This window comes from Candidatus Eisenbacteria bacterium (assembly GCA_016867715.1).
Lineage (GTDB): Bacteria > Orphanbacterota > Orphanbacteria > Orphanbacterales > Orphanbacteraceae > VGIW01.
In genome coordinates this window covers 1-14,381 of record VGIW01000024.1, presented here as the reverse complement: position 1 = coordinate 14,381, position 14,381 = coordinate 1, and the positions used below count along the sequence as shown (strand labels likewise).

Sequence of the window (14,381 nt, the reverse complement as noted above, 5' to 3'; positions counted from 1 at the left end):
TCCTGTCCCCTTGGAGGCCGCCGCGCGCTCCGGTTGTTCGGTCCGTTCCCCGTGGATCGCCTCCCCCGGGCCGCGCGCTCCGCCCTTCGCTCGCTGATCATCTTCGGTCGACCGAAACTCGAAACGGACGTTCCATCCGAACGACGGAGGACGAACTCTATGCCGTGCCGAACAGAACCATCGGTCACCTCCGCCCTCTTTGCGTTGGGGGTTCTCTGGATCGCGTCCTGCGGACCGATCCCCCCTCCGACGGCGTGGGCGGACGACCTCTCGATCCGATTCGACGACATCGAGGACCTCATGCGGCATCGGAGCCCGCGTGCTCGGATTCTCGTGCAGGAACTTTTCAAGATCGAGGCGGAACGGGACATGGCCCTCCAATGGACGAATCCCGAGCTCGCCCACGATCGCGAAGAAGTCGAAACCTCGCGCGAGTGGCAGCTCACGCTGGAGAAGCAGTTCTCCGAACCTCTCTCCCACGGGCAGCGCCGCCGGAGCTGGGCGGCGGAGGTCCGGGCCACCGGAGCGCGAATCGAGCAGGAAAGCGCGGATCTCCTCGCCGACCTGAAGTCCGGGTATGTCCGCCTCCGACTGCTCGACGTCTACCTCGAGAGGCACGCCCACATCGAAAAGGCCGTCAGAAAAGCGTCAGCGGCGGCGGAGAGCAAGCACGCCGAGGGAGAGATCTCCGGAGCGGGAGGGCACTTGATGAGACTCGCGGCCCTCTCTCTCGAGACTCAGCGGATCGCCGCGATCGAGTCGAGAGGGGAACTGGCGGCGTCGTGGGCGGCTGAGATGGGCTTCTCCGCTTACGACAGCGTCCGCCTCGCCACGCCGATTACCTTTCACGCGGTCGACCTCCCTCCCGTGGAACAGCTCGTGCGACTCTCCGCCGGTCAGCCGGGCCTGCAGGCTCGGGAGTTCCTGCGGGACGCGCTCGGTCTTCGCGCGAATGCCTCCCGCCCCAGCCTCCTCCCCGGATTCACGCTGTACGGAGGGTACAAGCGGATCGAGGACGCCCACGACGGATACGTCCTCGGCGGAGCCCTTCGCCTGCCCCTCTTCGACCGGAATCCGGCCGCCTCGCGGAGTCACGAAGCGGAACGCGTCGTGGTGGAGCAAGATCTCGAGATCCGTCGATCCCGGCTCGCCGGGGAGATCCAAACGCTCGTTCGAACGATCGAGCAGACCCGCGATCTCCTCTCGTCGATCGCCGACCGTCTGGAAAGGAAGCCGAGCGTCGCGGCCGATCTCGTGTACGCCTACGAAGAGGGCGTCCTTTCGCTCGATGCGCTGCTGAACGCGATTCAGATCGAGGTCGCGGGTCTTGAGGATTACTACGACCTGCTCGGCTCCTACTACGCGAACCTCTTCCGTCTCGAGTCGCTCACGGGGACCGACCTGGTCTCCTTCGAATCATAGGAGAGCAGACATGCGATTTCCGAAACTCCTTTACGCTTGGTCGCTCGGGCTTGCGCTTGCGGGGTTCGTCTCCTGTTCTTCCGACCACGCGGATGAATCCCATGATCATTCGGACGGCGGCCACGCCCACGACCAGGCGACCCACGACGATCATGGGCACTCGGGAGAAGCGCCTACCGTGGCGGTTACCCAATGGACGGACGAGATGGAGCTCTTCATGGAGTACCCCGTCCTCGTCGCCGGCGAATCCGGACGCTTCATCATCCATCTCACCGTTCTCGATCGATTCCAACCGGTTCGGGCAGGAAGCGTGGCACTTCGATTCGAATCGGCTCACGGGAAGAAGCACGAGTTCGTGGAGGAGGAACTCCTTCGAGAGGGGATCTTCGCTCCTACGGTGAACCTTCCCGAGGAGGGCGAGTACGCCTTCACCCTGACGTACCGAGGACTCGAGTCGCCGGCCACCTTCACGATCGACGACTTTCGCGTCTTCCGTGACCGAGCAGGTATCCCGTCCCCGGAAGACGAGAGCGGCTTCGACGAGATCACCTTCCTGAAAGAGCAGCAGTGGAAGGTGCCCTTCGCCACCGCGGATGCGGAAATGCGAGAGGTCAAGCGGGCCGTATGGGCGATCGGTGAAGTTCTCCCGAGCCCGGACGCCTATGCGGAGATCGTCGCTCCCGTCGATGGGGTCATCCGCGCTCCCGAGAACGGCCGATGGGCGCTTCCCGGAGCCGTCGTCCGACGAGGGGATCCTCTCGCTTCGATCGCCCCCCCCGTGCAAGGGGAGGGGTGGGCCTCGGCCCGCCTCGCCTTCGAGCAGGCCGAGCGGGACTATGAACGGGCCCAGCGCCTTCGCGAGAGAGAGGCGATCTCGGAGAGGGAGCTCGAGCTCGCCCGCAACGCCTTCCTCGTGAGCCGGGCGGGCCACGACCGGCTCGCAGGCGGCGGCGGACCCGACGTCCTCACCCTCGAGGCACCCATCAGCGGGAAGATCATCGACTGGGCCGTTCGTGCGGGACAGCGCGTGAGGGCTGGAGAGAAGCTGATGGCGATCGTGGATCCCGCGCTCGTTTGGCTCCGAGTGAACGTCTACGAGAGCGACTTCCGCGGTCTCGGGCGCCCCGTCGGGGCTTACGTCAACGCGGACGGCGAATCCGGCGGCTGGACGATTCCGGAAGAGGACATGAAGGTCCTCACGACCGGCGCGTCCCTAGACCCGGTCACCCGAACGATTCCCGTTCTCCTCCAAGTGGTCAACCGAGACGGCCGTCTCACCATCCACGAATCGACTCCGATCGAGCTGTATGCGAGCGACGGAAGATGGGCGGTGGCTGTTCCAAGAAGCGCCCTGTTCGAAGACGGTGGGCTGGATGTTGTCTTCGTGCAGACAGGCGGCGAGTCGTTCGAGAAGCGTCCCGTGACCAAAGGACCGCACGATGCCGGATGGGTGGGCATCGAGGACGGGATACGCCCCGGCGAGCGAGTCGTCACGCGAGGAGGGTATTTCGTCAAGCTGGCGTCCACCTCGGCCGCAATCGGTCACGGGCACGCGCATTAGCGCAGACCGGCGGAAAGGAAGACGGAATCATGTTGGACAAGCTGATGCAGACCAGTCTGCGCAACAGACTCATCGTGCTCCTCGCAGCGCTTGCCACACTCGTGGTCGGCACGATCGTCACCCTCGATATGCCCATCGACGTCTTTCCCGATCTCACGGCACCGACCGTCACGATCTTGACCGAGGCCCACGGCATGGCGGCCGAGGAGGTCGAGAATCTCGTGACCTTCCCGATCGAGACGGCGGTGAACGGAGCCTCCGGAGTCCGGCGCGTGCGCTCGAACTCGATCCAGGGACTCTCTACCACATGGGTCGAGTTCGATTGGGGAACCGACATCTACGTGGCGCGCCAAATCGTCGGCGAGAAGCTCAACACCGTCCGCAACACGCTTCCCGAGGGCGTGGACCAGCCGGTGCTGGCGCCCATCACCTCGATCATGGGCGAGATCATGCTGGTCGGGCTCACATCCGAAACGACCTCTCCGATGGAACTCCGCACGCTCGCGGACTTCACCATCGCACGGCGGATCCAGTCGGTCCCGGGCGTTTCCCAGGTCCTCGTCTACGGCGGCGAACGCCAGCAGTACGAGGTCGGCGTCGATCCGTACAAGATCGCCGCGAGGGGTCTCACTCTTCACAAGGTCCGGGAGGCCGTTGCGGAATCGAACATCAACGCCACCGGCGGAATCCTCGTCGAGTCGGGCCAGGAGTACCTCATCCGAGGACTCGGGCGCGTCCGAAGCGTCGCCGATATCGAGAGCACGGTCATCACCGTCGAGAACGGCGTCCCCGTCCTCGTGAAGGACATCTCCCAGGTGACGATCGCCCCCGCGTTCCGCCTCGGCACCGCCTCGATCAGCAACCGGGACGGCGTTCTTCTGGTGATTGCCAAGCAACCCGAAGCGAACACCCTCGCCCTGACCGGGCGGATACTGGATATCCTTCAGAACCTCCGAAGCGGGCTCCCGGCCGACATCACCTTGCACACCGACATCTTCCGACAGGCCGACTTCATCGAGGTCGCGATGGACAACGTGGTCAAGGCGCTCCGCGACGGGGCGATTCTCGTCACTCTGGTTCTGTTTCTCTTTCTTCTCAATGTGCGGACCACGGTGATCTCGGTTCTCGCCATTCCCCTCTCCCTTGTCGTCGCCTTTCTCGTCCTTCGCATGCTGGGGTTCTCGGTGAACACGATGACCCTCGGAGGGATGGCGATCGCCATCGGTGTTCTCGTGGACGACGCGATCATCTACGTGGAGAACGTGTACCGTCGCGTGCGCCAGAACGCCGAGCAGCCGGAGTCCGCACGCCGTCCCTTCGGAACGGTCGTGGCCGCCGCGTCGAGCGAAGTCCGATCGCCGATCGCCATGGCGACCTTCATCGTCGTCGTCGTCTTCATCCCGCTCTTCATTCTGAGCGGTGTCGAAGGACGCATGCTGAAACCTCTCGGATTCGCCTACGTGGTCTCGATCCTCGCATCGCTGCTCGTCGCCGTTACCGTGACTCCTGCGCTCAGCTCCCTTCTTCTCCGGAACGTCTCGGCGCGAAAGGACCGCGGAGAGAGTTGGACGGTTCGGAAGCTCAAGGCGGTCTATGAGCCGAGCCTGCGCTACTTCTTGAAGCACCAGGGCGGCATCATCGGGGCCTCCGCCGTCCTCGTGGTCGCCTCTCTCGTCGCTCTCCCCTTCTTCGGAAGGACCTTCCTCCCCGAGTTCAACGAGGGCACCCTGAACATCTCTCTGGCGACACTCCCCGGCACTTCCCTCGAGGAGTCGGATCATCTGGGCGGCATGGTCGAAGAGATCCTCCTCTCCCACGAGGCTGTTGTCTCCACCGCCCGCCGGACCGGGCGCACCGAACTCGACGAACACTCCTTGGGCTCGCATGCTCACGAACTCGAGGTTCAGGTCGACCTCTCCCGCACTTCGAAGCAGGAGCTTCTGGCGGAGCTACGGGAAGATCTGGCGATCGTTCCCGGGATGAACATCACGATCGGCCAGCCGATCTCCCACCGGATCGATCACATGCTCTCCGGCACGCGTGCCGCGATCGCCGTGAAACTGTTCGGACCCGACCTCTATCAGCTCCGCACGTATGCCGAGAGGATTCGCGCCGAGATGGAACAGATCGACGGCCTCGTCGATCTATTCGTCGATCAGCAGACCGATGTTCCTCAGGTCCGGATCCAAGCCGACCGGGAGCGAATGGCCATGTACGGACTTCGCTCATCCGACATAGACGAGCTGATCGACGTCGCCTTTCTGGGAGCCCGAACGTCTCAGATCTACGAAGGCGAACACCGGCACGATCTCCTGGTTCGGTACGCCCCCCTGTATCGAAACGATCTCGAGTCGGTCCGGAAGGCCCTCATCGACACGCCCGTCGGAGGGCCCGTGCCCCTGGAACGGGTCGCGGACATTCGGGTCGACCGGGGACCGAACTACATCAGCAGAGAGAACGTCATGCGGAAGATCGTCATTCAGGCGAATGTAGCGGGACGGGATCTGCGTGGCACCGTCGAGCAGATTCGCGAGAGGATCGAGAACCGTGTCGACTTGCCCCAGGACTACTTCGTCGAGTACGGAGGACAGTTCGAGAGCGAGGAGAGGGCGAGTCGGACGGTGACGCTCCTCAGCGTCTTTTCGATCGTCGCCATTCTCGTCATCCTCTATCTCGAGTTCGGAAACTTCCGGCAGGCGATCCTCGTCATGGTGAACCTCCCCCTCGCGCTGATCGGTGGGATCGTGAGTATCTTCTTCACCGCCGACGTGATCTCGATCGCTTCCCTCGTCGGGTTCATCACGTTGTTCGGAATCGCCGTGCGGAATGGAATCCTGATGGTGTCCCACTACAATCACCTGATCGACGAGGAGCATCTTCCTCTCCACCAGGCGGTTGTGCAGGGTTCTTTGGAACGCCTGAGCCCGATCCTCATGACGGCCCTGACGACCGGCCTTGCGCTTGTACCTCTCGCGCTCGCCGGCGACAAGCCCGGCTCGGAGCTCGAGTCTCCCATGGCGATCGTGATTCTCGGAGGGCTTCTCTCGGCGACCTTTCTGAACCTCGTCGTTGTCCCGGCGCTCTTCGTCAAGTGGGGAAGGAGGTAGCCCTCGGGGATGTAGTTCCGTACGTTCGGTTCAGCGCGGATCTTCCTCTTTCAGGGCCGACCGGTCGAGCATCGTCGCACCTCGCTCCGCGGCCCGAAGGACGCTGGACGGCGAGACACGGAGTTCGCGGGATAGAGCGGCTACCGAAGGGCCCAGTTTGTGGACCGCCAAGTGGCAGGCGATACTCCGCGTTTGCAGGACGCTCCTTCGTCGCCCGCCGCCAGTGATTTCTGAGATGGAGAGTCCGTAGGTGGCCGGGATTGTGTTCAGAATCTCCTCGAACTCTCTCATGCGTTCTTCTACCGGAAGGGATCTCTCCCGTGCCTCCTCTTCCGCTTGCCCGAGTATGGACACCACGAATCGCCCTTCGCCCAGGATCCGATTGTCACGGACTTTATTCGATCCCGTTCCTGTCCTCGAACGACCCCGCCGATCCTCCTCGGCGTTCAAAGTCCCGCCGCCAGCAAACGTCTTGACGTCCGCTCGCGCCGCATCCGATCGCATGAAACCTTCGAGGCGCTCGCGTGCGGGCCCGACCCTGCTCCCGAACCGAGACAACACCGCCTCCGTATCCTGCCAGGAGCGCTCGACCTTCCCCACGAGTGTGCCGTGGCCGCTCCATGGGTACGACTCGAGCCCGGCGAGGTCGGGCACGATGCCGGCACGCACGGGGTTCGGATGAATGTATCGGACCAAAGCGAGCAGGTACGGCTCCTCATCGACCACCTTCGAGCGGTAGCGGTTCTCGAAGAGATGGCCCACTCTCAGATGCGTCTTGTTGAACCGAATTGCGTACCCGGTCAAGAGACGCTGCATGATCCTCGAGAGGGGTTGTGTGCCCGCGCGGATAGCGAGGTGGACGTGATTGGGCATTAGATCCTATGTAGCAGAAGGGGTCACTCGGTTAACCTCAATCCGTCAGAAGTGTGCTCCTTGCAGGGCCGCCGGGGCACGGGGCGAGGGGGTGAACCGGCGAGTTCCCGAGCGCGCCGGGCCTTGCCGGCCCGGCACCGTGTCGTGAGCCCGGCGCTCGGGGTGTCTCTGCCGGCACCCCCTCGCCCCGGGCCCCGGCCGGGAAGACACCGGTCGAGTTTCTGTCGGATCAAGGTTAGGCACCAAGCGTAGACGAACGCGGCATCCTCCTCGCAGACAGCCCTGAGACGATCCAAGAAGTCTTCCCGATCGCCGTCGGACCGGAACAGGAGGCCACACTCGATCCCGCGGACGCGAACGTGGTGAAGCAAACCAGGAATGTCGATTCGAGGCTGACTCGGCATGTGCGCTCCATGAGCGGGTGGGTGAGAAACGACGATTGCGGAAGAGCCGTGAGACACCGCGGGGACTTAGAAACGGAAACAGCGGAACTACGTCCCCGAAAGAGGATTCTCCCCTCATCCACCGTCCCTCTACCGCGGTCGATCGAGAGATCGATATTGGATCGCCTCGGCGAGGTGCGGGGCGCGGACAGCGTCGCTCGAGTCGAGGTCGGCGAGGGTGCGCGCCACGCGGAAAATCCGGTCGTGCGCGCGCGCCGAGAGGCCGAGCTTCTCCATCGCCGCGCGGAGGAGCTTCCGCCCATCGTCGTCGGGTGCCGCGAAGCGGCGGAGCTCGCGCGATTCTATCCGCGCGTTCGTGAAGGCACCGGGGTAGTTCCGCAACTTGGACCGTCAACTGTTTCGGTCCGGTAGCACCATCTCCGCCCGCTTGTGGATCAGCGGAGCAGGTCCGGGTGTTCGTCGCGCAGCCAAGCACGGAGTCTCTCTGCAAGATTACGGGCGAGCCGGCGGGCTTCACCGAGGTCTGCTTGGGTGACGGTGTCGGTCATCTCGTAATCGGCGCGTGCCCTCTTAGCCCGGAATGTTCGGAGCTGCCCTAGATTCTCCCGATCGACATCCATCGTGTGCTCCAGCGACTCGATCGTGCGTACGTGGCCGGCGACGGAGCGCAACCGGTATCCGCACGCTCGGAGCGCCGTCCGCGCCACGGTCAGACACGCCCAGCAGGCATGAACGAATCTTCCATCCAACGAACGGGCGCTCTCCGAATCACCGAGCTCCCGATCCACCACGGCGAGGAGATGGCCGATCTCCTCCCAACTTGTGGCCTCAGGGACGATCTCGTCTCAGCGATCACTCAGCCAATCGCTGAAGGTCACTCTCCTCCCCCACCACGAACAGCTTGCGACCCTTCACAACTTGTTCGAGGAAGTGGTTTCGCGCGGCGAGCTTCTCCCTGTACTCCCCCGGCCGGTACAACGTCGGGTTGATTTCCCATTTCAGCTTCTGCTGCGCAGGCGCGAGCGAGCCGACCAGCTTCCTGAGGGACACCCCGCCGATCACGACGAAGTCGATGTCGCTGTCCGTCCGGTCTTCGCCTTTCGCGATGCTTCCGCAGACGAAGGCGACATCGATTCCAGGGATCCCCTCGAGACTCTCCCGCAAGACATCGACCAGACCCACGGTCTTCAGAACGAGGGATCGGAGTTCCGGGTAGAGGGCGTGGTTCGGATTCGCGCGATAGCGCACCTGATTGCCGACACGCGTTCGGATCAGGAGCCCCGCCTCCGTGAATTGACGAAGCTCCCTCTGGACAGCGGCACTGCCGCCACCGGCCAAACGGATCAACTCGCTGACATGCAGCTCCCGTACCGGCCGGGAAAAGAACTCCCTCAGGATCATCCACCGGGTCCTCGGGAAGAGCCATTCGACCACGACCGTGCCTCCCTGCCACTTTTCGGCACAATCGTGCAACTATTGTGTACGAAAGTCAAGCACCTTGCCGCAACGAAACAACCTCCTAAAACTGAACACGTTGCCTCCTGACCGATCCTCATCCCCCCTCCCTCCAGCGCGGTCGATCCAGCGAGCGATATTGGATCGCCTCGGCGAGATGCGGGGCGCGGATGTGCTCGCTTCCAACGAGATCCGCGATGGTTCTTGATACGCGAAGGATCCGGTCGTGCGCGCGGGCCGAGAGACCGAGCTTCTCCATCGCCGCGCGGAGGAGGCGGCGTCCTTCTTCGTCAGGCGACGCGAAGCGCCGGAGCTCGCGGGATTCCATCCGCGCGTTCGTGAACACGCCGGGAATCGACGCGAACCTTGACTGTTGAACCATCCGGGCGCGTTCGACCCGCTCCCGCACCGCCCGCGACGGCTCCCCCGGGGCGATCGAGGCGAGATCGTTGTAGGCGACCCGCGGCACCTCGACATGAATGTCGATCCGATCGAGAAGCGGCCCCGACACCCGGCTCGCGTACCGCTGGATCTCCCCCGGCGTGCATGTGCAGCGCGGATCTCCCCAATAGCCGCATGGACAGGGGTTCATGGCCGCGGCGAGCATGAAGGCGGAAGGAAAGACGAGAGAGACGGCCGCGCGGGCAATGCGGACGCTCCCCTCCTCGAGCGGCTGGCGAAGAAGCTCGAGCACGTTCTTCTTGAACTCGGGGAGCTCGTCGAGGAAGAGGACGCCGTGGTGCGCGAGCGACGCCTCTCCCGGACGGGGATACGCGCCCCCGCCGACGAGTCCGGCATCGGACGTCGAGTGATGCGGCGCGCGAAACGGCCTCCTCCGGACGAGCGACGAGCCGGCCGAGAGAAGCCCCGCGACCGAATAGATTCTTGTGACATCAAGCGATTCCTCTCGGGTCAGCTCCGGAAGGATCGAGGGGATTCTCCGTGCGATCATCGTCTTTCCGGAGCCGGGCGGCCCGATGAAGAGCAAGTTGTGTCCGCCCGCCGCGGCGATCTCGACCGCCCGGCGCGCCTGCTCCTGCCCGCGGACATCCTCGAGGTCGAGAAAGGGGCTCGAACCGTCCTCGGATCCGCCGGTCGGAAGGTAGGGAGAGGCTTTCTCCGGCGCGCGGAGATGCTCGATCGCCTCGCGGAGCGAGGGGACCGGATAGACCCCGATCCCCTCGACGATCGACGCCTCTTCCGCGTTCTCCGGAGGGAGGAGAATCGCTCCGATGCGGAGCCGGCGGGCGAGCATCGCCATCGAGAGGACGCCGCGCACCGGCCGAAGGTTCCCGTTCAGCGAAAGCTCGCCGACCGCGAGAACCCCGTCCGATCCGAACGGGTCGATCTGCTCCGACGAGACGAGAATCCCGAGCGCGATCGGAAGATCGAAGAGCGCGCCTTCCTTGCGGATGCCGGCCGGGGCGAGGTTCACGGTGATCCGCCGCGCGGGGAAGTGAAAACCCGAGTTCTTCACCGCCGCCGCGACCCGTTCCCTCGACTCGCGAACCGTCGCGTCCGGGAGCCCGACGACCGAGAACGCCGGGAGCCCGCCCCCGAGATCCGCTTCCACCGTCACGCGGTACGCATCGACCCCGATCAGCGCGCTAGAGAGAACGCGGGCGAGCATCGTGTTCGGATGTCGGACCGCCGCGCGATTTCCGGGAACGGCGAACTCGCGGTCCGACCCGCGGGTGTTCTTCCGCGGGCGCGCGCACCTCGATCCGCGTCCCCTCTTCCTCTTCCGCGGGCCTCGGCCGCCTTCGGCGGGGAACCGCCGGAATTGACGCGTGAAGCTCCACTCGCTATGTTCCTCCTGTTCTTCGGGGGAAGTCGATGCGGAATCGAGAAAAGATCGCCGCCGCGCTCGCCGTCTTCATCGTCGCGCTCGCGACGCGGCTCCTCTTTCTCAGCGACTTCCGCGCCTCCCCCTATTTCGACAACCTCCTGATCGACCCGGCTTCCTACGACCGCTGGGCGCAGAAGATCGCGGCCGGCGATTTCTGGGGGGAGCGCGTCTACTACCAGGCTCCCCTCTACGCGTACATGCTCGGCGGGCTCTACGCCCTCTTCGGCAGGGATCTCCTCCTCGTCCGCATCCTCCAATCGGTCCTCGGATCCCTCACGTGCGTCTTCCTGTTTTTGCTCACATCTCAAGTGTTTTCTCTGCGGCGCGGCATCATCGCGGGGCTTCTCGCCGCCCTCTACACCCCCCTTCTCTTCATGGACCTCATGATCCTGAAGTCGGTGGCCGAGATCTTCTTTCTCGCCGCTTCCCTCCTCGCGCTTGCGATCGCCGCTCGGGAAAAGAACCTCGCTCGCATCGCCCTCGCGGGGCTTCTCTTCGGGATCGCCGTCACGGGTCGCGGAAATCTCCTCTTCGGGGTCCCCTTTCTCGCGGCGTGGCTCCTCCTCCGAGAGCCGCGCCCCCTCGCGCGCGCCTCCGCCGCCCGCGCCGGCGTCTTTCTTCTCGGAATCGGCCTCGCGATCCTTCCGGTCACGATCCGAAACCGCGTCGTCGGAGGGGACTGGGTCCTCGTCGAATCGGACGCGGGGATCAACGTGTACGTCGGGAACAACCCGCGCGCGACCGGGATCCACACGCCCCCCTTCGACATCCGCACGGTTCCGGAGCATGAGGAGGAGGACGCCGCCCGTTTCGCCGAGCGGGAAACGGGGCGCCCGATGAAGCCCTCCGAAGTCTCCAGCTTCTGGATTGGGAAGGCGCTCGCGTTCGCGCGCGCGCATCCGGCGGAAGAGGCGCACCTCATCGGGCGGAAGTTCCGGCTCGTCTGGAACGGCTACGAAGTTCCGGACAACTACGACCAGAAGTACTTCGCGCGGGTCTCCTGGATCTTCCGCGGCTTTCTTCCCTCGTTCCTATGGATCTCTCCCTTCGCGCTTCTCGGCTTCGCGCTCTCCGCGCGCAATTGGAGAAGAACCGGGTTTCTTCACCTATTCGTGATCGCGTACCTCCTCTCGCTCCTCGTCCTCTACGTGACCGCGCGCTACCGCCTCCCGATCGTCGTCGGTCTTCTCCCCCTCGCCGCGCACGGGTTTCTCGGGTTTCTCGAGATGCTCCGCGCCCGCGCCCTCCGGCGCGCCGCTCTCGCCGCCCTTCTCCTCGTCGCGGTCTGGCTCTTCGGGCGCGCGCAGCCCTTCGCGTACCGCGGCTTCGTCAAACAGGAGACCGAGATCGCCACCTTCCTCGCCGACCGCGGGGATCTCGCGGGGGCGGAGAGAGCGTTCGAGCGCGCGATCGAGGAGGGGAAAGGATCCGGGAGCCTCCATCTCGTCTACTGGAATCAGGGGTCGTTCTTCGCCCGCGCCGGGCGCCTCGCGGAGGCCGAGGGGGCTTTCCGGAACGCCCTTCGCGAAAACCCCGCCTTCACCCCCGCGCGCCTCGAGCTCGAAAAACTTCAGTCTCGAAGGAATGACGCGCCGGGCGCGGGACACTGACTCCCGATCGACGAGGTGCTCTCCTCGTCGCGGCGCGGCGTCCATCCGCGGCTATCCGGATGGAAGAAGAATCACCTTCTTCGTCTCCGTGTACGCGGAGCCCACTCGGAAGCGAAGGAAGTAGACACCGGCCGCCGCCTCCCTTCCGCTTTCGGTCCTCCGGTCCCAAACGACGGACGCCCTCCCCGATCGCAGGCGGCCTGCCACGACATCGCGGATCCTTCTTCCGCCGCAGTCGTATACGCAGAACGCCGCCTCCATCCCCTCGACCGCAACGGGGACCTCGATCGCGAAGCGAACCGGCCCCGCCGTCGGGTTTGGACCCTCCGGTTCGATCGAGAGCGCGCCGTAGCGATCCGGAAGGAGGACGGCAACGGGCCCGAAATGGAGAGGTCCCCCAGGGACCTCGACCGAGAGGGAGTACCGAACCCGCTGCCGCTCTCCCGCTGCGGGGAGCGTTCGATCCTCGCAGAAGTAGTAGCCGGGACCGTCGAGAGCGCCGCGGGCGACCAGTACGCCGCCGGCGCCCGAATCGCCGTCGTCGCGAAAGGCGGAGTACGGCGCCCGGTCCACGGGCCCCTCGACGCTCCACTCGAGAAGGACCCGGTCGCGAACGAAACGCGCGCGATGGAACCGAAGCCGGAGGATGGGAGAGGGTCCCACCGGAAGGCGGATCCGGAGCCCGCGAAGCCCACTCTCCTCCCCCCGTTCCTCCAACCAGACGGCGAGGGAATCATCGAGGGCGAAGGGACCCTGTCTTCCCGGCGCGAGCGAGATCGGAAACGCCCGGCCGTCCGCGAGCCGCCGCCCGCGAAGATCCCGCTCCCCGCCCGCTTCCTCGCTCCACGCGAGAAACCCGCTCCCGAAGGCGGGATCGCGTAGGTCTCTCCCGCCGCCCGCGATCGTGTCGATCGTCCCCTCGGCGAAGCGGTGAAGAAGCAACACCCATTGGGTTCCCCGCCGTGCGGCAAAGGCGATCCCCTCGGAGCCGACCGAAGGGGCGAGGAGCGAATCGTCGGACCGATGGACGAGGGCGCGCCCGCGCGTCGCGAGATTCGCCGTCCAGACCGCCCACGTCTCCCCGTCGCTCTCGAGCCACGCCGCCCGTCCGGCGCGGACCGAGGGGCGCCCGGAAGCAGGAAACCCGAGCGGAAAGGAGAACGCCTCGCCTTGAGCCGGGAGCAGGAAGATCTCTCCGAACGTCCCGCAGCAGCTTCGGAACCAGGCGGAGAGGGAATCGCCCGCTGCTGGGTGCGCCCCGGGAAAGTTCGGATCGGAGATCGGCCGCGACGTCCCGCTCGCAATCTCGAGCCGGTGGATCCGCCCCCGACGTTCGTAGAGGGCGAAACCTTTGCCGAGTGAAGCATCGCGCCCGCTCCGCGCCGCCCCCTCGACCTCGGTACCGCTCCCGAGATCGAAGAGGCGAAAGCCGTCCGCCTCGCGCACAAGAAGAAACGGGTAGCAAAGGTCGATCCCCTCCGCCGGTCCGGGATCGATCGGAATCGCGAACGGCTCGCCCGCCGTGGTCGGCCCGATCGGAACGACCGTCCTCGCCAGAAGACCCCCTCGCGACGAGTCCCTTCGCGCTTCGACCGCGAGCGACTCCTCCTCCCCCTCCACATAGGGGAGCGCGACGGGGATTCGATAGAGGACCGAGTCTTCTCCCGTGAGCGGCGGAAGCGGAAAGCTCCCGACCTCCTCCCCGCGGGCGCTCCACCGGACCGCCAGCACGTCCCCCCTTGCCCAACGTCCGATCGCGCGGACCGGAACCACGACCGTGTCTCCCGCGAGGGCCCGTCTCCAGCCGCCCGTGGTGTCGACGGCCACCGTGAGCGTTCCCGACGAGTCGACCGCGTGCGAACCGAGCGCGGCTCCCGAGCCTCCGGCGACCGCCAGAACGGCGAGGAGCCCGAGCAACCTCATTCCCACGGCGCCCTCCTTTCCCCGCACCCCCGCCGTGCAAGGCGCGTGCCCGACCGAACGGCCGGACCGCGTCGAGGATCCGCGCCCGCCGCAACGGCTTCCACGAGGGACGCGGACCCGGTTCCCCGGCCGGCCGCCAAGGGAGTGGACGCTCCCGCCCGCGCCGTGGGCTTCTCC

At 65.4% G+C, this 14,381-nt stretch carries 9 protein-coding genes; 4 read left to right on the top strand and 5 right to left on the bottom strand.

Annotation, left to right across the window (positions count from 1 at the left end; all coding sequences use genetic code 11):
* Positions 1-159 precede the first annotated feature (159 nt).
* Genes FJY73_06380 through FJY73_06370 form a run of 3 tightly spaced genes read left to right on the top strand, consistent with a single transcriptional unit; the run spans position 160 to position 6,090 of the window.
* The gene (locus FJY73_06380; protein MBM3320285.1) at positions 160-1,422 is read left to right on the top strand and encodes a TolC family protein; all 1,263 of its coding nucleotides are present in this window, start codon (positions 160-162) and stop codon (positions 1,420-1,422) included.
* Between the two features lie 10 nt (positions 1,423-1,432).
* Positions 1,433-2,983 (top strand): efflux RND transporter periplasmic adaptor subunit, encoded by a 1,551-nt coding sequence (locus FJY73_06375; GenBank protein MBM3320284.1) that lies wholly within the window; start codon positions 1,433-1,435, stop codon positions 2,981-2,983.
* A gap of 29 nt (positions 2,984-3,012) precedes the next feature.
* Positions 3,013-6,090 (top strand): efflux RND transporter permease subunit, encoded by a 3,078-nt coding sequence (locus tag FJY73_06370; GenBank protein ID MBM3320283.1) that lies wholly within the window; start codon positions 3,013-3,015, stop codon positions 6,088-6,090.
* A 30-nt stretch (positions 6,091-6,120) separates the two neighbouring features.
* Here the strand turns inward: FJY73_06370 and FJY73_06365 are convergent, their stop codons facing one another.
* From FJY73_06365 to FJY73_06350, 4 genes are all read right to left on the bottom strand, one after another.
* Positions 6,121-6,963, bottom strand: a complete 843-nt coding sequence (locus FJY73_06365; GenBank protein MBM3320282.1) for a transposase — start codon at positions 6,961-6,963, stop codon at positions 6,121-6,123.
* Positions 6,964-7,496: 533 nt separating this feature from the next.
* A complete protein-coding gene (locus tag FJY73_06360; protein MBM3320281.1) occupies positions 7,497-7,748 on the bottom strand; it encodes a hypothetical protein in 252 nt (83 codons plus the stop codon).
* A gap of 471 nt (positions 7,749-8,219) precedes the next feature.
* Entirely contained in the window at positions 8,220-8,801 is a 582-nt protein-coding gene (locus tag FJY73_06355; GenBank protein MBM3320280.1) for an ArsR family transcriptional regulator, read from the bottom strand.
* Positions 8,802-8,919: 118 nt separating this feature from the next.
* Positions 8,920-10,452, bottom strand: a complete 1,533-nt coding sequence (locus FJY73_06350; protein MBM3320279.1) for a YifB family Mg chelatase-like AAA ATPase — start codon at positions 10,450-10,452, stop codon at positions 8,920-8,922.
* Between the two features lie 206 nt (positions 10,453-10,658).
* On the opposite strand from FJY73_06350, the gene FJY73_06345 reads away from it, so the two are divergent.
* Positions 10,659-12,281, top strand: a complete 1,623-nt coding sequence (locus FJY73_06345) for a glycosyltransferase family 39 protein (protein MBM3320278.1) — start codon at positions 10,659-10,661, stop codon at positions 12,279-12,281.
* Between the two features lie 51 nt (positions 12,282-12,332).
* On the opposite strand, the gene FJY73_06340 is transcribed toward FJY73_06345, so the two are convergent.
* Complete coding sequence (locus FJY73_06340) at positions 12,333-14,210, bottom strand: hypothetical protein (protein ID MBM3320277.1); 1,878 nt, start codon at positions 14,208-14,210, stop codon at positions 12,333-12,335.
* Between the last annotated feature and the right edge of the window lie 171 nt (positions 14,211-14,381).